At 71.5% G+C, this 23,173-nt stretch carries 19 protein-coding genes and 2 pseudogenes; 17 read left to right on the top strand and 4 right to left on the bottom strand.

Annotation, left to right across the window (positions count from 1 at the left end):
* Positions 1 to 249 precede the first annotated feature (249 nt).
* From fdhD to F9278_RS39830, 4 genes and pseudogenes are all read right to left on the bottom strand, one after another.
* Positions 250 to 1,113, bottom strand: a complete 864-nt coding sequence (gene fdhD, locus F9278_RS39815) for a formate dehydrogenase accessory sulfurtransferase FdhD (protein WP_152172634.1) — start codon at positions 1,111 to 1,113, stop codon at positions 250 to 252.
* Between the two features lie 8 nt (positions 1,114 to 1,121).
* Complete coding sequence (locus F9278_RS39820) at positions 1,122 to 1,982, bottom strand: 2Fe-2S iron-sulfur cluster-binding protein (RefSeq protein ID WP_152174409.1); 861 nt, start codon at positions 1,980 to 1,982, stop codon at positions 1,122 to 1,124.
* Positions 1,979 to 3,085: pseudogene (locus F9278_RS39825) on the bottom strand (complex I 51 kDa subunit family protein); the annotation flags it as partial. The pseudogene F9278_RS39825 and the gene F9278_RS39820, both read right to left, overlap by 4 nt.
* Positions 3,075 to 3,602 (bottom strand): annotated as a pseudogene (locus F9278_RS39830) (2-dehydropantoate 2-reductase N-terminal domain-containing protein); the annotation flags it as partial. The pseudogenes F9278_RS39830 and F9278_RS39825, both read right to left, overlap by 11 nt.
* A gap of 315 nt (positions 3,603 to 3,917) precedes the next feature.
* On the opposite strand from F9278_RS39830, the gene F9278_RS39835 reads away from it, so the two are divergent.
* The 17 genes from F9278_RS39835 to F9278_RS39910 all read left to right on the top strand — a co-directional run bounded on the left by F9278_RS39835 (position 3,918) and on the right by F9278_RS39910 (position 23,173).
* Complete coding sequence (locus F9278_RS39835; RefSeq protein ID WP_152172635.1) at positions 3,918 to 5,252, top strand: OFA family MFS transporter; 1,335 nt, start codon at positions 3,918 to 3,920, stop codon at positions 5,250 to 5,252.
* Positions 5,218 to 5,355: an MFS transporter small subunit gene (locus tag F9278_RS49100; protein WP_419595538.1), complete on the top strand. Its 138-nt coding sequence runs from the start codon at positions 5,218 to 5,220 to the stop codon at positions 5,353 to 5,355. Before F9278_RS39835 ends, F9278_RS49100 begins: the two co-directional genes overlap by 35 nt.
* Positions 5,356 to 5,504: 149 nt before the next feature.
* Entirely contained in the window at positions 5,505 to 6,443 is a 939-nt protein-coding gene (locus F9278_RS39840) for a beta-ketoacyl-ACP synthase III (protein WP_152172636.1), read from the top strand.
* A 196-nt stretch (positions 6,444 to 6,639) separates the two neighbouring features.
* Positions 6,640 to 7,314, top strand: coding sequence for a GntR family transcriptional regulator (locus F9278_RS39845; protein WP_152172637.1), 675 nt, complete (start codon positions 6,640 to 6,642; stop codon positions 7,312 to 7,314).
* A 38-nt stretch (positions 7,315 to 7,352) separates the two neighbouring features.
* Positions 7,353 to 7,595 (top strand): hypothetical protein, encoded by a 243-nt coding sequence (locus F9278_RS39850; protein ID WP_152172638.1) that lies wholly within the window; start codon positions 7,353 to 7,355, stop codon positions 7,593 to 7,595.
* A 174-nt stretch (positions 7,596 to 7,769) separates the two neighbouring features.
* Positions 7,770 to 8,951, top strand: a complete 1,182-nt coding sequence (locus tag F9278_RS39855; protein WP_152172639.1) for an ROK family transcriptional regulator — start codon at positions 7,770 to 7,772, stop codon at positions 8,949 to 8,951.
* Positions 8,952 to 9,132: 181 nt separating this feature from the next.
* Positions 9,133 to 10,674 (top strand): sugar ABC transporter ATP-binding protein, encoded by a 1,542-nt coding sequence (locus F9278_RS39860; protein ID WP_152172640.1) that lies wholly within the window; start codon positions 9,133 to 9,135, stop codon positions 10,672 to 10,674.
* A complete protein-coding gene (locus F9278_RS39865; RefSeq protein ID WP_152172641.1) occupies positions 10,671 to 11,687 on the top strand; it encodes an ABC transporter permease in 1,017 nt (338 codons plus the stop codon). The genes F9278_RS39860 and F9278_RS39865 overlap by 4 nt, the downstream gene beginning before the upstream one ends.
* A 49-nt stretch (positions 11,688 to 11,736) precedes the next feature.
* Positions 11,737 to 12,774 (top strand): substrate-binding domain-containing protein, encoded by a 1,038-nt coding sequence (locus F9278_RS39870; protein ID WP_152172642.1) that lies wholly within the window; start codon positions 11,737 to 11,739, stop codon positions 12,772 to 12,774.
* Positions 12,775 to 13,127: 353 nt separating this feature from the next.
* Positions 13,128 to 14,414 (top strand): Gfo/Idh/MocA family protein, encoded by a 1,287-nt coding sequence (locus F9278_RS39875; RefSeq protein WP_152172643.1) that lies wholly within the window; start codon positions 13,128 to 13,130, stop codon positions 14,412 to 14,414.
* A 14-nt stretch (positions 14,415 to 14,428) separates the two neighbouring features.
* Positions 14,429 to 15,433 carry a sugar phosphate isomerase/epimerase family protein gene (locus tag F9278_RS39880; protein WP_152172644.1) on the top strand — a complete coding sequence of 335 codons (1,005 nt, stop codon included), beginning with the start codon at positions 14,429 to 14,431 and terminating at the stop codon, positions 15,431 to 15,433.
* Between the two features lie 102 nt (positions 15,434 to 15,535).
* On the top strand, positions 15,536 to 18,049 hold the full coding sequence (locus F9278_RS39885) for a PQQ-dependent sugar dehydrogenase (RefSeq protein ID WP_152172645.1): 2,514 nt from the start codon (positions 15,536 to 15,538) through the stop codon (positions 18,047 to 18,049).
* 9 nt (positions 18,050 to 18,058) lie between these two features.
* Positions 18,059 to 19,459 (top strand): ThuA domain-containing protein, encoded by a 1,401-nt coding sequence (locus F9278_RS39890; RefSeq protein WP_152172647.1) that lies wholly within the window; start codon positions 18,059 to 18,061, stop codon positions 19,457 to 19,459.
* Positions 19,460 to 19,573: 114 nt separating this feature from the next.
* Complete coding sequence (locus F9278_RS39895) at positions 19,574 to 20,788, top strand: inositol-3-phosphate synthase (RefSeq protein WP_152174410.1); 1,215 nt, start codon at positions 19,574 to 19,576, stop codon at positions 20,786 to 20,788.
* A complete protein-coding gene (locus F9278_RS39900; protein WP_152172649.1) occupies positions 20,785 to 21,666 on the top strand; it encodes a sugar phosphate isomerase/epimerase family protein in 882 nt (293 codons plus the stop codon). Before F9278_RS39895 ends, F9278_RS39900 begins: the two co-directional genes overlap by 4 nt.
* Positions 21,663 to 22,325 carry an EboA domain-containing protein gene (locus F9278_RS39905; RefSeq protein ID WP_152172651.1) on the top strand — a complete coding sequence of 221 codons (663 nt, stop codon included), beginning with the start codon at positions 21,663 to 21,665 and terminating at the stop codon, positions 22,323 to 22,325. Before F9278_RS39900 ends, F9278_RS39905 begins: the two co-directional genes overlap by 4 nt.
* Positions 22,325 to 23,173, top strand: coding sequence for a TatD family hydrolase (locus F9278_RS39910; RefSeq protein WP_152172652.1), 849 nt, complete (start codon positions 22,325 to 22,327; stop codon positions 23,171 to 23,173). The genes F9278_RS39905 and F9278_RS39910 overlap by 1 nt, the downstream gene beginning before the upstream one ends.

Consider the following 23,173-nt stretch of genomic DNA (forward strand, 5'->3'; position numbering starts at 1 on the left):
GGTGCGGGTGGGTGGGGGCTTCACGCGCAGTTCCCCGCGCCCCTGAAAGACCAGGCCCCTACGGGCCTGAACAGCGACGGGGCTGCGGGCCCGAAAAGCACGGGGCGCGGCCCCGGCTTTTCAGGGGCGCGGGGAACTGCGCGAGAAGCCCCACCGGACCCGCACCCGGCGGTGAAAGGGACGGGGCCCCCGTGGCGCAGGGGGCGCTCCCCGCCGCAGGGGCCCCGCCGCCGTGTCGCGGGGAGCCGGTCAGCCCTTCGCGGCCGCGGCCCGCAGAGCGATACGGTGCTCGCCCGCGTACACGTTCATGGACGCCCCCCTCAGGAACCCCACCAGCGTCAACCCGGTCTCGGCCGCAAGGTCCACCGCGAGGGACGACGGCGCCGAGACGGCCGCCAGTACCGGGATCCCCGCCATCACCGCCTTCTGCGCCAGCTCGAACGACGCCCGCCCCGACACCAGCAGCACCGCCCGGGACAGCGGCAGCGCCCCGCTCTGGAGGGCCCGCCCCACCAGCTTGTCCACCGCGTTGTGCCGGCCCACGTCCTCCCGTACGTCGAGCAGTTCGCCGTCCTCGCTGAACAGGGCAGCCGCGTGCAGACCCCCGGTCCGGTCGAAGACCCGCTGGGCCGCGCGGAGCCGGTCGGGGAGGCCCGCGAGGAGTTCGGGATCGAGCAGGACCGGGGGAGTCCCGCCGCCGTGCGTGTCGTCGACGGCCCAGCGCGCGGTCGTCCGGACGGCGTCCAGCGACGCCTTGCCGCACAGCCCGCAGGACGAGGTCGTGTACACGTTCCGTTCGAGCGTGATGTCGGGGACGACCACGTCCGGCGCGGTCCGCACGTCCACCACGTTGTACGTGTTCGAGCCGTCGGCCGTGGCGCCCGCGCAGTAGACGATGTTCTGCAGGTCCGACTGTTCGGCGAGCACGCCCTCGCTGACCAGGAACCCCGCCGCGAGCGCGAAGTCGTCGCCCGGGGTGCGCATGGTGATCGCCAGCGGCTTGCCGTTCAGCCGGATCTCCATCGGTTCCTCGGCGACGAGCGTGTCCGGGCGGGTGGAGACCGCGCCGTCCCGGATGCGGATCACCTTGCGTCGTTCCGTGACTCGTCCCATGTCGTGTCTCAGTCCCGGTTCTGTACGTGCTGGTAGCCGAAGCGGCCCTTGATGCAGAGGTTGCCGTGGGTCACCGGGTTGTCGTGCGGCGAGGTGACCTTCACGATGTCATTGTCCTGCACATGGAGTGTGAGGTTGCAGCCCACACCGCAGTACGCGCACACCGTGGTCGTCTCCGTCCGCGCCGACTCGTCCCAGGTGCCCGCCGCCCGCATGTCGAACTCCGACTTGAAGGAGAGCGCGCCCGTCGGACAGACCTCGATGCAGTTGCCGCAGTACACACAGGCGGAGTCGGTGAGCGGAGCGCCGTGCTCCACGGAGATCCGGGCGTCGAAGCCCCGGCCCGCGACGGAGATCGCGAACGTGTTCTGCCACTGCTCCCCACAGGCGTCCACGCACTTGTAACACAGGATGCACTTGTCGTAGTCCCGGACGTACAACTCGTTGTCGACCCGGGGTTCCTCGTTCAGCCGGGCCGCGTCCGGGCCGAAGCGGTCCGGTTTCGCCTCGTACTCCTTGAGCCACCCGGCGACCTTCGGGGTGGTGGACAGGTCGACCGAGGAGGCGAGGAGTTCGAGGACGATCTTGCGGCTGTGCCGGGCGCGCTCGGTGTCGGTCCGCACCTCCATACCGGGCTCGGCCTCGCGGGAGCAGGCCGGGACCAGGGTCCTGGCCCCCTCGACCTCGACCACACAGACCCGGCAGGCGTTCTTCGGGGTGAGCGTGTCGCCCTCGCAGAGGGTGGGCACGTCCTTGCCGGCGGCCCGGCAGGCGTCCAGGATCGTCGAGCCCTCGGGCGCCCGCACCGGCTCACCGTCGAGGGTGAACTCCAGCAGACGACGCGGCACTCCCAGCGGGATCACGGTCATTCGTACGCTCCCAGACGGTCGATCGCGGATTCCACGGCGTTCCACGCGGTCTGTCCCAGACCGCAGATCGAGGCGTCCCGCATCGCGCGGCCGACCTCCCTGAGCAGTGCGATGTCCCCGGCCGCCGCGGCCCCGGTCCGCTCGGCGATCCGGTGCAGCGCCTCCTCCTGCCGTACGGTCCCGACCCGGCAGGGCACGCACTGCCCGCAGGACTCGTCCCGGAAGAACTCCGCGATCCGCAGCAGCAGCCGGGGCAGCGGGACCGTGTCGTCGAAGGCCAACACGACCCCCGAGCCCAGCGTGGTGCCCGCCTCCCGGGTCCCCTCGAAGGTGAGCGGGATGTCCAGCTCGTCGGGGCGGACGAAACCACCGGCCGCGCCGCCGAGGAGGACGGCGCGCAGACCGTCGCGTACGCCGGAGAGCGTGAGCAGTTCGCCCAGGGTGGCCCCGAACGGCAGCTCGTAGATGCCGGGCCGGTCCACGCTCCCCGACACACAGAACAGCTTGGGGCCGGTGGAGCGGCCGGTGCCGATCGTCGCGTACGCCGGGGCGCCCCCGGTGAGGATCGGCAGGACGTTGACCAGCGTCTCGACGTTGTTCTCCACCGTCGGCCTGCCGAACAGGCCCTTCTCCACCGGGAACGGCGGCTTGGAGCGCGGCTCGCCCCGATAGCCCTCGATGGAGTTGAACAGGGCGGTCTCCTCGCCGCAGATGTAGGCGCCGGCGCCCCGGCGGATCTCGATGTCGAAGGCGTACCCCTGCCCTAGGACGTCGTCGCCGAGCAGTCCCCGCGCACGGGCCTGCGCGAGGGCGTGTTCCAGGCGGCGCAGGGCGCGCGGGTACTCGCCGCGCAGATACAGGTGGCCCTTGTGCGCGCCGGTCGCGTACTCGGCGATCGTCATCGCCTCGACCAGCGAGAACGGGTCGCCCTCCATGATCACGCGGTCCTTGAAGGTGCCCGGCTCGGATTCGTCCGCGTTGCACACGAGGTAGTGGGGGTGATCGGGCCGGGCGGCCGTGGCCTGCCATTTCCGGCCGGTGGGGAAGGCGGCGCCGCCCCGCCCGACCAGGCCCGAGTCGGTGACCTCCCGTGTCGCCCCGGATGTCCGGTTCCACGGGGCACTTCAGGCCACCGGCGACCATGGCCTCGCTGAACGCGCCGCACCGCGCCGAGAGCGTACGGTCCGGTTCGCCGATCGAGAACCGGGTGCCCTCCAAGTGCCGTACGACGCCCGGCCCTTCGAGTTCGGTGGCCGCGTAGACGACACAGCCGACGGCCCGTTCGGGCGCGAGCACCGCACCGACGGCTCCGCCCGGGTCCACGCTCTCCACCCGGTGGCCGTCGTGCGGCAAGGGCTCGATGAGCGGCCCGCACGCCGCGTACGAGTGGGCCTTGAGGCCGAGGAAGACGAAGTCGACCGGGCCGATCTCGGCCGGGTCGTCGGTGGCGTGGGCGCGGGCGGTGAAGTCCCCGCGCGGGCTGAGCACCCGCACCCCGTCCCGCCTCATGGCCGCGGGACGCGGTCCACGGGCGACGAGATACGTGTCCGCGCCGGCGCGGTGGAGCGCGGCGCCGACATAGGTGCCGATCGCACCGGCGCCGCGAACTGCGACTTTCATGGTGAGGGAACTCCGTTCGGTCGAGGGATACCGCGGAGGTGGCGCACTGCCGGGTTCGCTGAACTCCGGCGAACTCCGGCGAACTCCGGTGAACTCCGGTGAACTCCGGCGAACTGTGTCGACGAAATATTGTCTACAGTATGGAGGTTGGGTCGACAAGGGTTCGCGCAACGGCCGGGCAAGGCGGTACTCGGACAGGTACGGACGGGAAGGTGGCCGGGGAACGACCGTTCGGCGCGCGGTGGATACCGCTCATCGCATACGGTCGACGCGCCGCCTTCTCAACTCCCCTGTCACTCCCTACCGTCCGGGATCATGAGTCCCCCCGTCGCACCCCCGGGCTGGAGCCGCTGGCTCGTGCCCCCGGCCGCACTCTCCGTCCATCTCTCCATCGGGCAGGCCTACGCCTGGAGCGTCTTCAAGCCGCCGCTCGAATCCGCGCTCGGCCTCAGCGGCACCCAGAGCGCGCTGCCCTTCCAGCTGGGCATCGTCATGCTGGGTCTGTCCGCCGCGTTCGGCGGCACCCTCGTCGAGCGCAACGGGCCGCGCTGGGCGATGACCGTCGCGTTGATCTGCTTCTCCTCCGGCTTCCTGATCGCCTCGCTCGGCGCGGCCACCGAGCAGTACTGGCTGATCGTCTTCGGCTACGGCTTCGTCGGCGGCATTGGCCTCGGCATCGGCTACATCTCGCCGGTGTCGACCCTGATCAAGTGGTTCCCCGACCGGCCGGGCATGGCCACCGGTATCGCCATCATGGGCTTCGGCGGCGGCGCGCTCATCGCCTCGCCGTGGTCCGCGCAGATGCTGGAGTCCTTCGGCTCCGACTCCTCCGGCATCGCTGTCGCCTTCCTGGTGCACGGACTGTCGTACGCCGTGTTCATGCTGCTCGGTGTGCTGCTCGTCCGGGTGCCGCGGACCCGGAAGCCGGTCGACAGTGGACCCAGCGTCCTGGAGGGCCCGCAGGTCTCGGCCCGCAACGCGATCCGCACCCCCCAGTTCTGGTGCCTGTGGGTCATCCTCTGCATGAACGTCTCCGCGGGCATCGGCATCCTGGAGAAGGCCGCCCCGATGATCACGGACTTCTTCGCGGACTCGTCCACCCCGGTCACCGTCACCGCGGCGGCGGGCTTCGTCGCACTGCTCTCCGCGGCCAACATGACCGGCCGTATCGTCTGGTCGTCCACCTCCGACCTGATCGGGCGCAAGAACATCTACCGCGTCTACCTGGGCGTCGGCGCGCTGACGTATCTGCTGATCGCGCAGTTCGGCGACTCCTCCAAGCCGCTGTTCATCGTCTGCGCCCTGGTGATCCTGTCCTTCTACGGCGGCGGCTTCGCCACGATCCCCGCCTATCTCAAGGACCTCTTCGGCACCTACCAGGTCGGCGCCATCCACGGCCGGCTGCTCACCGCCTGGTCCACGGCCGGTGTCCTCGGACCGCTGATCGTCAACTGGATCGCCGACCGGCAGGAGGAGGCGGGCAAGTCCGGCTCCGACCTCTACGGCATGTCCTTCTTCATCATGATCGGGCTCCTCGTCGTCGGCTTCGTCGCCAACGAGCTGGTCCGGCCCGTCCACCCCCGCTTCCACATCCCCGCCCCGAGGGAGGCCGCCGATGTCGTCCAGCGACAGCAGTCCGAATCCGCCTGACCGGCGCCCCTTGATCATCTTTGCCTGGGTGTGGGTGGGCGTGCCGCTCACCTACGGACTGTACGAACTCGTACGGAAGGCCACGCAATTGTTCACCGGATGAGCGGCCGGACGCCCCAGGGCCCGCCCGGGGTCTGACAGAAGCCCACAACTCGGACCACGCTTTACTGTCGCCTCACCCGCCCTCGTACCCGTGAGTCACTGATCAGACTGGTGAATCCCGCTGACCACAGGCAACGAGGGGAACCACCCATGAACGGCTCGCGAATCGCCGCCGTCGGCCACTACCAGCCCGCCAAGATCCTCACCAACGAGGATCTGGCGGGCATGGTCGACACCAGTGACGAGTGGATCACGAGCCGTGTGGGCATTCGCACCCGGCACATCGCCGGACCCGACGAGCCGGTCGACGAGCTGGCCGGGCACGCCGCCGCCAAGGCGCTCGCCGCGGCCGGCCTCGGCCCGGAGGCCATCGACCTGGTCGTGGTCGCCACCTCCACCGCCGTCGACCGCTCCCCGAACATGGCGGCCCGGGTCGCGAACCGGCTCTCCATCCCGAACCCGGCCGCCATGGACGTCAACGTCGTCTGTGCCGGGTTCACCCACGCCCTCGCCACCGCCGACCACGCCGTGCGCGCCGGTGCCGCCACCCGGGCGCTCGTCATCGGCGCCGACAAGATGTCCGAGGTCGCCGACTGGACCGACCGCACGACCTGTGTCCTCGTCGGGGACGGCGCGGGCGCGGCCGTCGTCGAGGCCGCCGAGGAGCCCGGTATCGGGCCGGTGCTGTGGGGGTCGGTGCCGGAGATGGGCAACGCCGTCCGTATCGAGGGCACGCCCGCGCGCTTCGCGCAGGAGGGGCAGAGCGTCTACCGCTGGGCCACCACCAGGCTGCCGCCGCTCGCCCGCGCGGCCTGCGAGAAGGCCGGGCTCACGCCCGCCGACCTCGCCGCGGTCGTCCTGCACCAGGCCAATCTGCGGATCATCGAGCCCCTCGCCGAGAAGATCGGCGCGGTGAACGCCGTCGTCGCCCGCGATGTCGTCGAGTCCGGGAACACCTCGGCCGCGAGCATCCCCCTCGCCTTCTCCAAGCTCGTCGAACGCGGCGAGATCTCCAGCGGCGACCCCGTGCTGCTGTTCGGCTTCGGCGGCAACCTGTCGTACGCCGGGCAGGTCATCCGCTGCCCGTGAGCCGGGCGTTCGGGGTGTGGTGACGAGGGGCGTGACGAGGGCGTGACGAAGGGTGTGACGAGGCGTACCCGCCGGTTCCCTGGCCATCGTGGGTCGTAGACTGTAGACGAAAGGCAATTCATACTGGCTTTGCCTTTGGCGGGCCTTTGACTGACTTTCCGTTTGCAGTGCCCGGTGGCGCTCGGAGGGGACCGCGATGTTGTCGACAGGACTTCCGCAAGGGGCGGTGCCCAGGCTCGAACGTCCCGGTCCGCTGCGCGACCGCGTCTACGAGGCCCTGCTCGAACTCATCACCACGCGTGCGCTGCGCCCCGGCCAGCACCTCGTCGAGAGCGAGCTGGCCGGGCACCTCGGGGTGTCCCGGCAGCCCGTCCGCGAGGCGCTGCAACGCCTCAACGCCGAGGGGTGGGTGGACCTGCGGCCCGCCCAGGGTGCCTTCGTGCACGAGCCGACGGAGGCCGAGGCGGACCAACTCCTCACGGTCCGCACCCTGTTGGAGGCCGAGGCCGCCCGCCTCGCCGCGGCGAACGCCGGCACGGCGGGCATCACGGCCCTGGAGGAACTCTGCGCGGAGGGCGAACAAGCCGTCGAGGCCGACGACGTCGACGCGGCCGTCGCCGTCAACGCCCGCTTCCACGCCAAGGTCATGGACCTGGCCGGCAACACGGTCCTCGCCGAACTCGCCGCCCAGGTCGACCGCCGCGTCCGCTGGTACTACACCCCCGTCGCCCGCCAACGCGGCCACCAGTCCTGGATCGAACACCGGGCCCTGATCGCCGCCATCTCCGCCCGCGACGAGACCCGCGCGACCGAGGTCATGCGCGCCCACACGGAACACACGCGGAAGACGTACCACGAGCGGGAGAAGTAGCCGGGCGGAACGGCCCGGCGGCGGGCCAGGTTCGGGGTGTGACGGTAACCATCGACTTCCATGACCGCAGCCGCGAAGTGGTGAGCTACACCGATTGGCCGGACGACACGACTCAGTCGAACACGTATCGCTACAAGGTCGCGGCGAACGGCTCCCTGTTCGTCTACGTGTGGCAGCACGTCGTGAAGCGGGGCAAGATCACCTCGGCGGAAGCCCAGCTCCTGATCGTGTACAGCCCGGCGGCCTGGTTCTCGGTGCACGGCGACCCGTTCACCCGCTGACGCGCCCTCTCCGCACTCTCCACCGTCCTTGCCCACCCTCCTTTGTCCTCTCAGTGGAGAAAGTCTGCGGTAATTGCCGCGCGACTTCTTCCCGGCTCGGGCATCCACTGCTACGTTCCCCTCGAAAGCCATGCACGGCGGTGCCGATGAGGCGGGGAGGGGCTTGTGAGACGTATGACGGCTCGACCCGCCAACGCGCATCAGGCGCGGCTGCTGCGGCTGTTGCGTGACGGTGGGCCCAACTCCCGCGCACAGCTGGGGGATCGAGTGGATCTCTCGCGGTCGAAGCTGGCCGTGGAGGTGGACCGGCTGCTGGAGACGGGACTGGTCGTGGCCGACGGGCTCGCCGCCTCGCGCGGTGGCCGCCGGTCGCACAATGTCCGGCTCAACCCCCAACTCCGCTTCCTCGGCGTCGACATCGGCGCCACCTCGATCGATGTGGCCGTCACCAACGCGGAGTTGGAGATCCTCGGGCACATCAACCAGCCGATGGACGTGCGGGACGGTCCGGTCGCCGTCTTCGAGCAGGTCCTTTCCATGGCCGCCAAGTTGAAGGCCTCGGGGCTCGCGGAAGGGTTCGACGGCGCCGGTATCGGCGTCCCCGGACCGGTCCGCTTTCCCGAGGGCGTCCCCGTCGCCCCGCCGATCATGCCGGGCTGGGACGGGTTCCCGGTGCGCGAGGCGCTCAGCCAGGAACTCGGCTGCCCCGTCATGGTCGACAACGACGTGAACCTGATGGCCATGGGGGAGCAGCACGCGGGCGTGGCCCGTTCCGTGGGCGACTTCCTCTGCGTCAAGATCGGCACCGGCATCGGCTGCGGCATCGTCGCCGGCGGCGAGGTCCACCGCGGCACGACGGGCAGCGCCGGCGACATCGGGCACATCCTCGCCGTACCGGACGGCCGCCCCTGCGCCTGCGGCAACCGGGGCTGCCTGGAAGCCCACTTCAGCGGCGCCGCGCTCGCCCGCGACGCCAAGGACGCCGCCCAGCAGGGACTTTCGGCGGAACTCGCCACCCGTCTGGAGACCAACGGCACCCTCACCGCCGTCGACGTGGCCGCCGCTGCCGCCGCCGGCGACGCCACCGCCCTGGACCTGATACGCGAGGGCGGCAACCGCACCGGCCAGGTCATCGCCGGACTCGTCAGCTTCTTCAACCCCGGCCTGGTGGTGATCGGCGGCGGGGTGACCGGCCTCGGCCACACACTGCTCGCCGCCATCCGCACCCAGGTCTACCGCCAGTCACTGCCCCTCGCGACCGGCAATCTGCCCATCGTGCTGGGGGAGTTGGGGCCCACCGCCGGAGTCATCGGCGCGGCCCGCCTCATCAGCGACCACCTGTTCTCACCCGCGTAGGCCCGCACGAGCGGCGCCACCGACAGAGATCACCGACAGAGATCACCGGCACAGCTCCCTGCTCCGCCCTGCCCGAACACGGCTGCCCGAACACGCCTGTCCGAACACGCCTGCCCGCACCAGCATGCCCAGCAAGCGGATTCGCCCTGCAACCGGCCCGCACGCCCGCCAAGGGGAACTCATGGCACCAGAAGCACCGCTGCTCACCATGTCCGGCATCACCAAGTCGTTCCCCGGAGTCCGGGCCCTGGACGGCGTCGACCTCGACGTCCAGGCCGGAGAGGTCCACTGTCTGCTCGGCCAGAACGGCGCCGGCAAGTCCACCCTGATCAAGGTCCTGGCCGGCGCCCACCAGCCCGACGACGGCACGATCACCTGGCGGGGCGAACCCGTCACCCTGAAGTCCCCCATCGCCGCCATGCGCCTCGGCATCGCCACCATCTACCAGGAACTCGACCTGGTGGAGGGCCTGTCGGTGGCCGAGAACGTCCACCTCGGCCATGAGCCCACGACCGCCGGCTTCGTCGTACGCGGAAAGGCGGCGCGTTCCTCAACTGCCGCACTGCTCAAGCGACTTGGGCACCCGGAGGTCGATCCGGCCCGCCTCGTCGGGGAGTTGTCGGCCGCCCAGCAGCAGATCGTGTCCATGGCGCGGGCGCTCTCCCACGACGTACGGCTGATCGTGATGGACGAACCGTCCGCCGCGCTCGACCCGGACGAGGTCGACAACCTGTTCAGGATCGTCGGGGACCTGACCTCGGCCGGGGTGGCCGTCGTCTACATCTCGCACCGGCTGGAGGAGATCCGCCGGATCGGCGACCGCGTGACCGTACTGAAGGACGGGCGGGCCGTGGCGGGCGGGCTGCCCGCCAGGTCGACACCGACACGCGAGGTCGTGGCGCTGATGACCGGGCGGAACGTCGAGTACGTCTTCCCCGACCGGCCGCCCGGGCCGCCGGCCGGGACCGCGCCCGTACTGGAGGTACGGGGACTGGCGAGGGCCGGCGAGTTCGCACCGTTCGACCTGGACCTACGGCCCGGCGAGATCGTGGGCCTCGCCGGACTGGTCGGCTCGGGACGGTCGGAGATCCTGGAGACGATCTACGGGGCGCGCAGGCCCACCGCCGGTCAAGTGAGCGTCGACGGAGAGAAGTTGAGGCTGGGCAGCGTACGGGCCGCCGTGCGGGCCGGGCTCGGACTCGCCCCCGAGGAACGCAAGGCGCAGGCGCTGCTGATGCTGGAGTCCGTCACCAGGAACGTCTCCGTGTCCTCGGTGTCCCGCTTCGCCCGCGTCGGCTGGATCGACCGGGGCGCCGAACACCGCGCCGCACGGGCCGCGACCCGCGAGCTGTCGCTGCGCCCCGACAACCCCGACGTCCCCGTGCGCACCCTCTCCGGAGGCAACCAGCAGAAGGCGGTCCTCGCCCGGTGGCTGCTGCGCGGCTGCCGGGTCCTGCTGCTGGACGAACCCACCCGGGGCGTCGACGTGGGCGCCCGCGCCGAGCTGTACGCGGTGGTGCGCCGGCTCGCCGACGAGGGGCTCGCCGTGCTGCTGGTCTCCAGCGAGGTGCCCGAGGTCCTCGGCCTCGCCGACCGGGTCCTCGTCCTGCGCGAGGGCCGGGTCGTGCACACCGCGCCCGCCCGTGAACTCGACGAACACCGTGTCCTCGACCTCGTGATGGAAGGAAGCCCGGTGACTGCTGAAGGGAGCCCGGCGTCATGACCCAGCCCGTGTCCCCGCCCCGGGGCGCCGACAAGGTGACACCCGTGGACGAGCCGCCGCCCTGGCGCGCGCTCGTGTTCCGCGCCGACGTCCGCACCCTGTCGCTGCTCGGCGTCCTCGCCGCGCTGATCCTCATCGGCGGTTTCACCAAGCCGGACGAGTTCCTCGACACCCGCAACCTCCAACTCGTCCTCACCCAGGCCTCGGTGATCGGTGTCGTCACCGTCGGCATGACCTTCGTCATCACCTCCGGCGGCATCGACCTGTCGGTCGGCGCGATCGTCGCCCTGGCGTCCGTGTGGGCGACGACCGTGGCCACCCAGGAGTACGGTTTCGCCGGCATCCTCTTCACGGCGGTGATCGTCGGCGTCGGCTGCGGCCTGGTGAACGGACTGCTCATCGCCTACGGCGGGATGGTCCCCTTCATCGCCACCCTCGCCATGCTCGCCTCGGCCCGCGGTCTCGCCCTGCAGATCACCGACGGCAGCACCCAGGTCGTCAGCGTCGACGCCATCCTGGACCTCGGCGAACGGGACGCGTACGTCCTCGGCATCCCGCCCCTCGTCCTGGTCTTCGCATTGGTGACGATCATCGGCTGGCTGGTGCTGAACCGCACCACCTTCGGCCGCCGTACCGTCGCCGTCGGCGGCAACGCGGAGGCGGCCCGCCTCGCGGGCATCGACGTCCGCCGTCAACGGCTCTACCTCTATCTGCTCTCCGGACTGTGCTGCGGCATCGCCGCGTTCCTGCTGATCGTGCTCTCCGGCTCGGGCCAGAACACCAACGGCAACCTCTACGAACTCGACGCCATCGCCGCCGCGATCATCGGCGGCACCCTGCTCACCGGCGGCCGGGGCACCATCACCGGCTCCGTCCTGGGCGTCCTGATCTTCACCACGATCACCAACATCTTCGCCCTCAACAACCTGCAGAGCGACGTCCAGCAGATCGCCAAGGGCGCGATCATCGTCGCCGCGGTCCTGGTCCAGCGCCGCACGGCAAGCACGACCTGACACTCCGAAGAGCCGACGGGAAGAGCCGCAACCGGAAAGGTCCACCGCCATGTCACAGTTCACCAGCCGTAGAGGACTGCTCTTCGGGACCGCCGCCGTCTCGGCCGGCGCCCTCCTCACCGGTTGCACCAGCAACGAGACGAAGGACGACCAGGCCTCGAACGAGCAGCCGGCCGCCGCCGACACACCCGGCAAGGCGGTCACCATCGGCTTCGCCGGACCGCAGGCCGACCACGGCTGGCTCAACGCGATCAACCAGAACGCCAAGAGCCGCGCCGAGCGGTACGAGGACGTCACCCTGGAGATCACCGAGGGCTCCAACGACACCGCCCAGCAGATCGGGCAGATCGAGACCCTCATCAACAAGAAGGTCGACGTCCTGGTCGTACTGCCCGCCGACGGCAAGGCGCTCACCCAGGTCGGCCTCAAGGCGATGCGGGCCGGCATCCCCGTCGTCAACCTCGACCGGATCTTCAACTCCCCGCAGGCGTACCGCTGCTGGATCGGCGGCGACAACTACGGCATGGGCCTCAACGCCGGGCACTACATCGGCGAACAGCTCAAGGACAAGGACGACGCCCGGGTCATCGAGCTGGCCGGGCTCGACAATCTGGAGCTGACCAAGCAGCGCACCCAGGGCTTCGACGACGCGCTGAAGAACTACCCGAACATCAAGAAGGTGGCCCGGCAGGCCGCCGAGTTCACGGTCGAGTCGGGCCAGGCCAAGATGGCCCAGCTCCTCCAGGCGCAGTCGAACTTCGACGCGCTGTGGAACCACGACGACGACCAGGGCGTGGGCGCCCTGCGCGCCATCGAACAGGCCGGGCGCGACGACTTCCTGATGGTCGGCGGCGCGGGCGCGCTCTCCGCGTTCCAGGCCATCAAGAAGGGCGACGGGGTGCTGAAGGCGACCGTCCTCTACCCGCCGACCATGGCCGCCTCCGCGATCGACCTCGCCCGCGCCCTCGGCCAGGGCAAGGGCGTCGGCGGCCTCGCCGAGTTCGAGATCCCGGCCTCGCTCACGCTCTACTCGGCGGTCGTCGACAAGGACAACGTCGACCAGTACATGCCGACCGGCTTCAAGTGACGGGGCCCGCCGGCCGGGCCTGACCGGGAACCGGCATCCGGAGACCGGGGCCGGGGGCCGAGCACGAGGACGGGCCACCGGGGACCGAGCACCGCGACGGGTGCCGGGCACACGCTGCCGGCCACCGGCTGCCGATCACCGGGAGCCGGACGCTGGTCACCGGCGGCGAGGACTCGTCGCCCGGCGGTCGGTACCGAGACCGAGCAGCCGGGGGTCGGCGCCGAGCACGGGCCCGAGGGCCGGGCGGCCGACATCCCGGTGCCGGACCCGGGGCCCGAGGACCCGGACGCGTGCGCCCGGCCCCGGGGTCGGGCCCCACCCCCCCACCGCGCGACCACGAGGAGGACACACGCATGGGACAGCCGCAGCAGCCCGACCAGGCCGAGGCGGAGGAGTCAGGATCCGCGGGGCCGCACTCCGGGACGTGGCCCGCCGGGCTCGCCGGAGGGCCGGGGAAGCCGTCGTTGCGGGTCGGGATGGTCGGCTACGCCTTCATGGGCGCCGCGCACTCACAGGGGTGGCGGACCGCCGGGCGGGTGTTCGATCTGCCGCTCAGCCCGGTGCTCGCCGCCGTGTGCGGCCGGGACGGGGACGCGGTGCGGGCCATGGCGGACCGGCACGGGTGGGCGGCGACGGAGACCGACTGGCGGGCCCTGATCGCCCGGGACGACATCGATCTCGTCGACATCTGCACCCCCGGCGACAGCCACGCCGAGATCGCGCTCGCCGCGCTCGCCGCGGGCAAGCACGTCCTCTGCGAGAAGCCCCTCGCCAACACGGTCGCGGAGGCCGAGGCGATGACGGAGGCGGCCGAAGAGGCGTACGGGCGAGGCAGGTTGGCGATGGTCGGCTTCAACTACCGGCGCGTCCCCGCCACCGCGCTCGCCCGTCGCATGGTCGCCGAGGGGCGGCTCGGTGCCCTGCGGCACGTGCGGGTGACGTACCTTCAGGACTGGCTCGTGGACCCGGAGTTCCCCCTCACCTGGCGGCTGCGCAAGGAGTCCGCGGGGTCCGGCGCGCTCGGCGACCTGGGCGCCCACATCGTCGACCTCGCGCAGTATCTGGCGGGCGAGCCGGTGGTCGGGGTGTCCGCGCTGATGGAGACCTTCGTACGCGAACGGCCGCTGCCCGCCGGGGTGTCCAGCGGCCCGGCGTCCGCCGGTGGCACCGCCGGGCGCGGCGCGGTCACCGTCGACGACACGGCTCTGTTCACCGGCCGGTTCGCCTCCGGCGCCGTCGCCTCCTTCGAGGCCACCCGCTTCGCCACCGGCCGCAAGAACGCCCTTCGCATCGAACTCAACGGTGAGCGCGGCTCGTTGGCGTTCGACCTGGAACGCCTCAACGAACTCTCCTTCCACGACCACACCGAACCCGGTACCCACGCCGGCTTCCGCCGCATCCTCGTCACCGAGCCCGACCACCCCTACCTCGACGCCTGGTGGCCGCCGGGCCACGGCCTCGGCTACGAGCACACCTTCGTCCACCAGGCCCGCGACCTGGTCCACGCCGTCGCGGCGGGGACCAGGCCCGAACCGTCCTTCGCCGACGGACTCCAGGTGCAGCGGGTGCTCGCGGCGGTCGAGGAGAGCGCCGAGAAGAACTCCGTGTACACCCCGACCCACACCCCCACGACGGTCTGAGGAGGCCCCCGGACATGCCGCGCGACTTCACGCTCTTCACCGGCCAGTGGGCGGACCTCCCCCTCGAAGAGGTCTGCCGCCTCGCCCGCGACTTCGGCTACGACGGTCTCGAACTCGCCTGCTGGGGCGACCACTTCGAGGTCGACAAGGCCCTCGCCGACCCGTCGTATCTGGACTCCCGCCATCAACTCCTGGAGAAGTACGGCCTGAAGTGCTGGGCCGTCTCCAACCACCTTGTGGGGCAGGCCGTCTGCGACGCCATCATCGACGAGCGCCACCGGGCCATCCTGCCCGCCCGGATCTGGGCCGACGGCGAGCCCGAGGGCGTACGTCGGCGGGCCGCCGCCGAGATGGCCGACACCGCGCGGGCCGCCGCCGCCTTCGGCGTGGACACCGTCATCGGCTTCACCGGCTCCGCCATCTGGCATCTGGTCGCCATGTTCCCGCCCGCCCCCGAGTCGATGATCGAACGCGGCTACGACGACTTCGCGACGCGCTGGAACCCGATCCTCGACGTCTTCGACGCGCAGGGCGTGCGGTTCGCCCACGAGGTCCACCCCAGCGAGATCGCCTACGACTACTGGACGACTCAGCGCGCCCTGGAGGCGGTCGACCACCGCCCGGCCTTCGGCCTCAACTTCGACCCCTCGCACTTCGTGTGGCAGGACCTCGACCCGGTCGGCTTCCTGTGGGACTTCCGCGACCGGATCTACCACGTCGACTGCAAGGAGGCCCGCAAGCGCCTCGACGGCCGCAACGGCCGCCTCGGCTCCCATCTGCCGTGGGGTGACCCGCGCCGGGGCTGGGACTTCGTGTCGGCCGGCCACGGCGACGTCCCCTGGGAGGACGTCTTCCGGATGCTCCGCTCGATCGACTACCGGGGCCCCATCTCCGTCGAGTGGGAGGACGCCGGGATGGACCGGCTCCAGGGCGCCCCCGAGGCCCTGACCCACCTCAAGGCGTACGACTTCGACCCGCCGTCGGCCTCGTTCGACGCGGCGTTCGGCGGCAACGACTAGGGCCCCACGGCCCCCTTGTGTCTTCCGGGGTGACGGCGCACCCCGGCGTACCGCACACACCCGTACACCCCCGTACGACCAGCCCCTTACTGGAGGCATTTCGTGCACCCGTACGACGACAACAGACGCCCCACCCGCACCACCAGCCCCTTCAGACGCCGCGGACTACGCGGGCCGATCGCCCTGCTGAGCGGTCTGCTGCTCGCGGGCGCCTCGCTCTCCCTCACCGCGCCGGCGGCGGGGGCGGCGGACACCGAACCGAGGACCGCGGCCCCCGCCGCCGCGGCCGAGGACTTCCAGCAGGTCACCCTCGCCAAGGGCGAACCGGAGGTCGGCGAGCCCATGTCGCTCGCCGTCCTCCCGGACCGCTCGGTCCTGCACACCTCGCGCGACGGCGAACTGCGCCTCACCGACGCGGCGGGCAACACCAGGCTCGCGGGCAAGCTCGACGTGTACAGCCACGACGAGGAGGGCCTCCAGGGCATCGGCGTCGACCCGGCCTTCGCCGACAACCGTTTCATCTACCTGTACTACGCGCCCCCGCTGGACACCCCGGCCGGTGACGCCCCCGAGACCGGCACGGCCGCCGACTTCGCGCCCTTCGACGGCGTCAACCGGCTCTCCCGCTTCGTCCTGAAGACCGACGGCACCCTCGACGCCGCCAGCGAGACGAAGATCCTCGACGTCCCGGCCTCCCGGGGCATCTGCTGCCACGTCGGCGGCGACATCGACTTCGACGCGGCGGGCAACCTGTATCTGTCGACGGGCGACGACAGCAACCCGTTCCAGTCGGACGGCTTCACCCCCATCGACGAGCGGTCCAACCGCAACCCGGCCTTCGACGCCCAGCGCACCTCCGGCAACACCAACGACCTGCGCGGCAAGATCCTGCGCATCAAGGTGAACACGGACGGCTCGTACGCGGTCCCCGACGGCAACCTCTTCGCGCCCGGCACGGACAGGACGCGCCCCGAGATCTACGCGATGGGCTTCCGCAACCCGTTCCGCTTCAGCGTCGACAAGAAGACCGGCGTCCTCTACGTCGGCGAGTACGGCCCCGACGCCGGCGCCGCCAACCCCTCGCGCGGCCCGGCCGGACAGGTCGAGTTCGCCCGCGTGACCAAGCCGGGCAACTTCGGCTGGCCGTACTGCACCGGCAAGAACGACGCCTACGTCGACCACGACTTCGCCACCGGCACCTCGGGCGCCGCCTTCGACTGCGCGGCCCCGAAGAACACCTCACCGAACAACACCGGCCTCACCGACCTGCCGCCCGCCGAGCCCGCGTGGATCCCCTACAACGGCGCGTCCGTACCGGAGTTCGGCGACGGCTCCGAGTCCCCGATGGGCGGCCCGGTCTACCACTACGACGCCGCGCTCGACTCCCCGGTGAAGTTCCCGGAGGAGTACGACGGCGACTTCTTCGCCGGTGAGTTCGGCCGCCGCTGGATCAAGCGCATCACCAGCGACACCGACGGCACCGTCCAGTCGATCAACAACGTCCCGTGGACCGGCACCCAGGTCATGGACATGGCCTTCGGCCCGGACGGCGCGCTGTACGTCCTCGACTACGGCGTCTCCTGGTTCGGCGGCGACGAACACTCCGCCCTGTACCGCATCGAGAACGCCACCGACGGCCACTCCCCGGTCGCCGCCGCCTCCGCCGACCGCACCTCCGGCCAGGCGAAACTGAGGGTCCGCTTCTCCTCCGAGGGCACCAGCGACCAGGACGGCGACGCCCTCACCTACAGCTGGGACTTCGGCGACGGCGCCACCTCCACGGCCGCCGACCCCAAGCACAGGTACAAGGAGAACGGCACCTACACCGCGACCGTGACGGCCAAGGACACCACGGGCCGCACCGGCAGCGCGAGCGTGCGGATCGTCGTCGGCAACACCGCGCCCGAGGTCGAGCTGAAACTCCCGGAGGACGGACAGCTGTTCGCCTTCGGTGACGCCGTACCGTTCAAGGTGAAGGTCAGCGACCCGGAGGACGGCCGTCCCATCGACTGCGCCAAGGTCAAGGTCACCTTCGTCCTCGGCCACGACAGCCACGGCCACCCGGTGACCTCCGCCAACGGCTGCACCGGCACCATCCAGACCAGCGCCGACGGCGGCCACGACGAGAACGCCAACATCTTCGGGGTGTTCGACGCCGAGTACACCGACGGCGGAGGCGGCGGCCAGGCCCCGCTGACCACCCACGACCAGAACGTCGTCCAGCCCACCCACCGCCAGGCCGAGCACTACGGTGACTCGTCCGGCGTCGTCGTCCAGTCGAAGGCCACGGCCCACGGCGGCAAGACCGTCGGTGACATCTCCGACGGCGACTGGATCTCCTTCGAGCCGTACGTCCTGTCCGACGCCACGAAGATCACCGCACGGGTCTCCTCCGGGGGTGCCGGCGGCAAGCTGGAGGTCCGCGCGGGCTCCGCGACCGGCCGGGTCCTCGGCAGCGCGACCGTGCCGGTGACCGGCGGCTGGGACACCTTCCAGGACGTCACCGCCAACCTGTCCAAGGCCCCGCGCGGCACCACCACGCTCTACCTGGTGTTCAAGGGGAGCGGCTCCGGCGGCCTGTTCGACGTGGACGACTTCACCTTCACGAAGCGGTGAGGGGGCGTCATGCCGACGAACCGACGACTGCTGACCGCGCTGGCCGGCGCCGCGCTGCTGATCGGAGGCGTGTCGGGACCGGCCGTGTCCGATGAGGCGGGCGGCTCCGGGAGTCACGGGGACCATGGGGACGAGCGCCGGGTGCTGGTGTTCTCCAAGACCGCCGGGTTCCGCCACGACTCGATCCCCGAGGGCGTCACGGCCGTACGGGAACTGGGCGCCGCCCACGGCTTCGCGGTCGACGCCACGGAGGACGCCGGCGCCTTCACCGCCCGCAACCTCGGGCGCTACGACGCCGTGGTCTTCCTCTCCACGACCGGTGACGTCCTGAACACGGCCCAACAGGGCGCGTTCGAGCGGTACATCAAGCGCGGCGGCGCGTACGTCGGTGTCCACGCCGCCGCCGACACCGAGTACGACTGGGCCTTCTACGGCGGGCTCGCGGGCGCGTACTTCCAGTCGCACCCCGCGATCCAGTCCGCGACGGTCGAAGTCGAGGACCACGCCCACCCGGCCACCGCCGGACTGGGCGCGACCTGGAACCGCACGGACGAGTGGTACAACTACCGCTCCAACCCCCGTGAACGGGCCCATGTCCTCGCCTCGCTCGACGAGTCGTCGTACAGCGGCGGCACCATGAACGGCGACCATCCGATCGCCTGGTGCCAGGACTACCAGGGCGGCCGTGCCTTCTACACCGGCGGCGGCCACACCAAGGAGTCCTTCGCCGAACCCGCCTTCCGGCAGCACCTGCTGGGTGGCATCCGGTGGGCGATCGGCGAGGACCGGGCCGACTGCCGGCCGGAGAACGGCTACCGGCGGCTGTTCGACGGCACCGCCGCCTCGCTCGCGCCGTGGCGGCAGGCCGGTCCGGGCTCCTTCACCCTGTCCGACGACGGCACGATCACGTCGGCGGGCGGGATGGGGATGCTCTGGTACGCCGGGCAGAGCTTCGGGTCGTACTCCCTGAAGCTCGACTGGAGGATGTCCGGTGCCTCCGGGGACGACAACTCCGGTGTGTTCGTGGGGTTCCCGCCCTCCGACGACCCCTGGTCGGCCGTGAACAACGGCTACGAGGTCCAGATCGACGCCACCGACGTACCCGAGCGCACCACCGGGTCCGTCTACGGCTTCCGGTCCGCCGACATCGGCAGGCGCGACCGCGCGCTGAACCCGCCGGGGGAGTGGAACACGTACGAGATCCGCGTGGAGGGCGAGCGCCTCCGCGTCTGGCTCAACGGCGTGCGGATCAACGACTTCACCAACACCGATCCGGTACGGAGCCTGCGCGACGGTCACTTCGGCATCCAGAACCACGGGGCCGACGACCAGGTGTCCTTCCGTGACATCCGGATCAAGGAACTGCCCGCGCGGGCCGCCGACCGGGCGGACCGGCCCCCGGGCGACTGAGCGACGGCGGGCGGGGGACGCCGGACCTCCGCCCGCCGTCTTGCCCCTTCGCCCGGAGGGGGCCCGGCTTTCCCCACCACTCGCTCGACGAGGAGGCTGCCCATGTCCGCGCCCATGTCGGTACCCGTGCCGGTGTCCGTGTCCACGGCCGTGTCCGATTCCCCGCCGGGCGTCGGCGTCTGGCTGATCGGAGCGCGCGGGTCCGTCGCGACCACCGTCGTCGCGGGCCGCGCGGCCCTCACGGCGGGCCTGCACACCCCGACGGGCATGGTCACCGAGACCGCGCTCTTCACCGGCACGGGCCTCCCCCCGCTCTCCTCCCTCGTCTTCGGCGGCCACGACACGGTGGACTGCCCCCTGCCCAAACGCGCCGAGGCCCTGGCCGCCGGCGGTGTCCTGCCGCACGGCCTCCCCACGGCCGTCGCCGCCGAACTGGCCGCCGCCGAACGGGAGATCAGGCCCGGAGGCCCTCTCCCGGGCGACACCCGAGGCCCCGACGAACTGATCTCCGCCTTCGCCACCGACATCGACGACTTCGTACGACGCCGGGGGCTGACCCGGGCCGTGGTGGTGAACGTCGCGTCCACGGAACCCGCGCCCACCGGGAGCCGGCCGGAGCGCCTCGCGCCGCCGGGCGCCGCCCTGCCGCCCAGCTCCCTGTACGCGGCGGCTGCCCTGCGCGCGGGCTGCCCGTATGTGAACTTCACCCCTTCCACCGGCCTGCACCACCCGGCCCTCGCCGCCCTCGCCGCCACCTCCGGACTCCCGTACGCGGGCCGCGACGGCAAGACCGGGCAGACCCTGCTCCGGTCGGTGCTGGGCCCGATGTTCGCGCAGCGGGCGCTGACCGTCCGCGCCTGGTCCGGCACCAATCTGCTCGGCGGGGGCGACGGCGCAGCCCTCGCCGACCCGGCCGCCGCCGCCGCCAAGAACGCCGGCAAGGAACGTGTCCTGACCGACAGCCTGGGCGCCACCCCCGAGGGCGAGACCCATATCGACGACGTCCCCGCCCTCGGCGACTGGAAGACCGCCTGGGACCACATCGCCTTCGACGGCTTCCTCGGCACGCGGATGGTCCTCCAGACCACCTGGCAGGGCTGCGACTCCACGCTCGCCGCACCCCTGGTCCTGGACCTCGCCCGCCTCCTCGCCCGCGCCCACGAAGCGTCCCTCTCCGGCCCCCTGCCCGACCTGGCCTTCTACTTCAAGGACCCGCTGGGGGACGCTCCGACGGCACTGGGCGAGCAGTACGCGAAGCTGGCGGGGTTCGCGGAGCGACTGCGCGGGCACGGCGTGGGCGGGCCGGAGCCGCGCGAGGAGACCCGATGAGCCACCCGACCACCCCCCTCTCCTTCGGCTACGGCACCAACGGCCTCGCCGACCTCCGACTCGACGACGCCCTCGCCCTCCTCGCCGACCTCGGCTACGACGGGGTCGGTCTCACGCTCGATCACATGCATCTCGACCCGCTCGCCCCCGACCTGGCCACGCGCACCCGGCGGCTCGCGCGACGGCTGGACCGGCTCGGCCTGACCGTCACCGTGGAGACGGGGGCACGCTATGTCCTCGACCCCCGCCGCAAGCACGGCCCGACACTGCTGGACCCGGACCCGGAGGACCGGGCCCGCAGGGTGGACCTGCTGACCCGTGCCGTACGGGTCGCCGCCGACCTCGGCGCCCACGCCGTGCACTGCTTCAGCGGAGTCACCCCGCCCGGCACCGACGAGGACACCGCCTGGAAACGCCTCCCCGACGCGCTCACCCCCGTCCTCGACGCCGCCACCGCCGCCGGTGTCCCCCTCGCGATCGAGCCCGAACCCGGTCACCTCCTCGCCACGCTCGCCGACTTCCACCGTCTCCGCGAGGCCCTCGACAGCCCCTCGGCCCTCGGCCTCACCCTCGATCTCGGCCACTGCCAGTGCCTCGAACCCCTCCCTCCCGCCGACTGCGTCCTCGCCGCCGCGCCCTGGCTCCGGCACGTCCAGATCGAGGACATGCGGCGCGGTGTCCATGAACATCTGCCCCTGGGCGACGGCGAGATCGACTTCCCGCCCGTGCTGGAAGCCCTGTCCGCCGTCGGCTACCGCGCCCTGACCGTCGTCGAACTGCCCCGCCACTCCCACGCCGGCCCCCACTTCGCCGAACGGTCCCTCTCCTTCCTGCACCGAGCCACCGGCCGCACGGCCTCTCCCGGGAGCACCCCGTGATCCACCACCGCACCCCCACCGACCTGCGCGGCCATCTGAACACCCAGCTGGCGGGCGACGCCCGCGCCTGGCTGGGCCGGGCGCTGGACGAGGCCACCGACCGTCCCGGCCCTCATGGACCCGGGCACCTCCCTGCCTGGGAGCTGCGCCTCGCCGAGGCGGGCCGCCGCTGCGGTACCGAGCACGCCGACGCCGTCCGTGTCCTGATCCTGCACGCGGCCCACGCCGACACCGACGCCCTCACCCGGGTCTACCGCCAGGGCACCGCCGACGAACGCCGGGCCGTCCTGCACGCCCTGCCCCACCTGGTGCCCGGCCCCGACGCGCTGCACCTCGTCGAGGACGCCCTGCGCACCAACGACACCCGTCTGGTCGCCGCCGCCCTCGGCCCGTACGCCGCCCGCCATCTGGCCCCGCACCACTGGCGGCACGCCGTGCTCAAGTGCCTGTTCACCGCGGTGCCCGTCGACGAGATCACCGACCTGACCCGCCGCGCCCCCGGCGACGGCGAACTCGCCCGCATGCTCGGCGACTACGCCGAGGAACGCACCGCCGCGGGCCGTCCCGTACCCGAGGACCTGTACCGCGTCCTGGCCCTGACCGCGTCCCCACCGGCCGACGAGATCGGTATCGACGGCAAGGAGTCCAAGGAGTCCTGATGCGCATCTTCGATCCCCACATCCATATGACGTCTCGCACCACCGACGACTACGAGGCGATGCGTGACGCGGGTGTCCGCGCGGTCGTCGAGCCGGCCTTCTGGCTGGGCCAGCCCCGCACCTCGCCCGACTCCTTCATCGACTACTTCGACTCCCTGCTGGGCTGGGAGCCCTTCCGCGCCGCCCAGTACGGCATCGCCCACCACTGCGCCCTCGCCCTCAACCCCAAGGAGGCGAACGACCCGCGCTGCACGCCCGTCCTCGACCGGTTGCCCCACTACCTCCTCAAGGACCGGGTGGTGGCCGTCGGAGAGATCGGCTACGACTCCATGACCCCGGCCGAGGACCACGCCCTCGAACACCAGCTGCAACTGGCCGCCGACCACGGCCTGCCCGCCCTCGTGCACACCCCGCACCGGGACAAGCTCGCCGGTCTGCGCCGCACCCTCGACGCCGTACGGGCCTCCGCCCTGCCCGTCGACCGGGTGCTGCTCGACCACCTCAACGAGACCACCGTCGAGGAGGCCAGGGACAGCGGCGCCTGGCTCGGCTTCTCCGTCTATCCCGACACCAAGATGGACGAGGAGCGGATGGTCGCCGTCCTCAAGGAGTTCGGCCCGGAGAAGGTGCTCGTCAACTCCGCCGCCGACTGGGGCAGAAGCGACCCCCTCAAGACCCGCCGGGTCGCCGACGCCCTCCTCGCCGCCGGGTTCGACGAGGACACCGTGGACCTGGTGCTCTGGCGCAACCCCGTCGCCTTCTACGGGCTCGGCGGACGCCTCGTCCTCGACGCCGCCACCACCGGCCCCACCCACGAGGGCAACAGCATCCTGCGCGGCGGTGAGTGA

The organism is Streptomyces phaeolivaceus, from assembly GCF_009184865.1.
GTDB classification, from domain to species: Bacteria; Actinomycetota; Actinomycetes; order Streptomycetales; family Streptomycetaceae; genus Streptomyces; species Streptomyces phaeolivaceus.

Excerpts from the sequence above, each read along its gene's own strand:
- fdhD (WP_152172634.1), bottom strand. The coding sequence starts at position 1,113 with ATGGGACGAGTCACGGAACGACGCAAGGTGATCCGCATCCGGGACGGC.
- F9278_RS39820 (WP_152174409.1), bottom strand. The coding sequence starts at position 1,982 with ATGACCGTGATCCCGCTGGGAGTGCCGCGTCGTCTGCTGGAGTTCACC.
- F9278_RS39835 (WP_152172635.1), top strand. The coding sequence starts at position 3,918 with ATGAGTCCCCCCGTCGCACCCCCGGGCTGGAGCCGCTGGCTCGTGCCC.
- F9278_RS49100 (WP_419595538.1), top strand. The coding sequence starts at position 5,218 with ATGTCGTCCAGCGACAGCAGTCCGAATCCGCCTGACCGGCGCCCCTTG.
- F9278_RS39840 (WP_152172636.1), top strand. The coding sequence starts at position 5,505 with ATGAACGGCTCGCGAATCGCCGCCGTCGGCCACTACCAGCCCGCCAAG.
- F9278_RS39845 (WP_152172637.1), top strand. The coding sequence starts at position 6,640 with ATGTTGTCGACAGGACTTCCGCAAGGGGCGGTGCCCAGGCTCGAACGT.
- F9278_RS39855 (WP_152172639.1), top strand. The coding sequence starts at position 7,770 with ATGACGGCTCGACCCGCCAACGCGCATCAGGCGCGGCTGCTGCGGCTG.
- F9278_RS39860 (WP_152172640.1), top strand. The coding sequence starts at position 9,133 with ATGGCACCAGAAGCACCGCTGCTCACCATGTCCGGCATCACCAAGTCG.
- F9278_RS39865 (WP_152172641.1), top strand. The coding sequence starts at position 10,671 with ATGACCCAGCCCGTGTCCCCGCCCCGGGGCGCCGACAAGGTGACACCC.
- F9278_RS39870 (WP_152172642.1), top strand. The coding sequence starts at position 11,737 with ATGTCACAGTTCACCAGCCGTAGAGGACTGCTCTTCGGGACCGCCGCC.
- F9278_RS39875 (WP_152172643.1), top strand. The coding sequence starts at position 13,128 with ATGGGACAGCCGCAGCAGCCCGACCAGGCCGAGGCGGAGGAGTCAGGA.
- F9278_RS39880 (WP_152172644.1), top strand. The coding sequence starts at position 14,429 with ATGCCGCGCGACTTCACGCTCTTCACCGGCCAGTGGGCGGACCTCCCC.
- F9278_RS39890 (WP_152172647.1), top strand. The coding sequence starts at position 18,059 with ATGCCGACGAACCGACGACTGCTGACCGCGCTGGCCGGCGCCGCGCTG.
- F9278_RS39895 (WP_152174410.1), top strand. The coding sequence starts at position 19,574 with ATGTCGGTACCCGTGCCGGTGTCCGTGTCCACGGCCGTGTCCGATTCC.
- F9278_RS39900 (WP_152172649.1), top strand. The coding sequence starts at position 20,785 with ATGAGCCACCCGACCACCCCCCTCTCCTTCGGCTACGGCACCAACGGC.
- F9278_RS39910 (WP_152172652.1), top strand. The coding sequence starts at position 22,325 with ATGCGCATCTTCGATCCCCACATCCATATGACGTCTCGCACCACCGAC.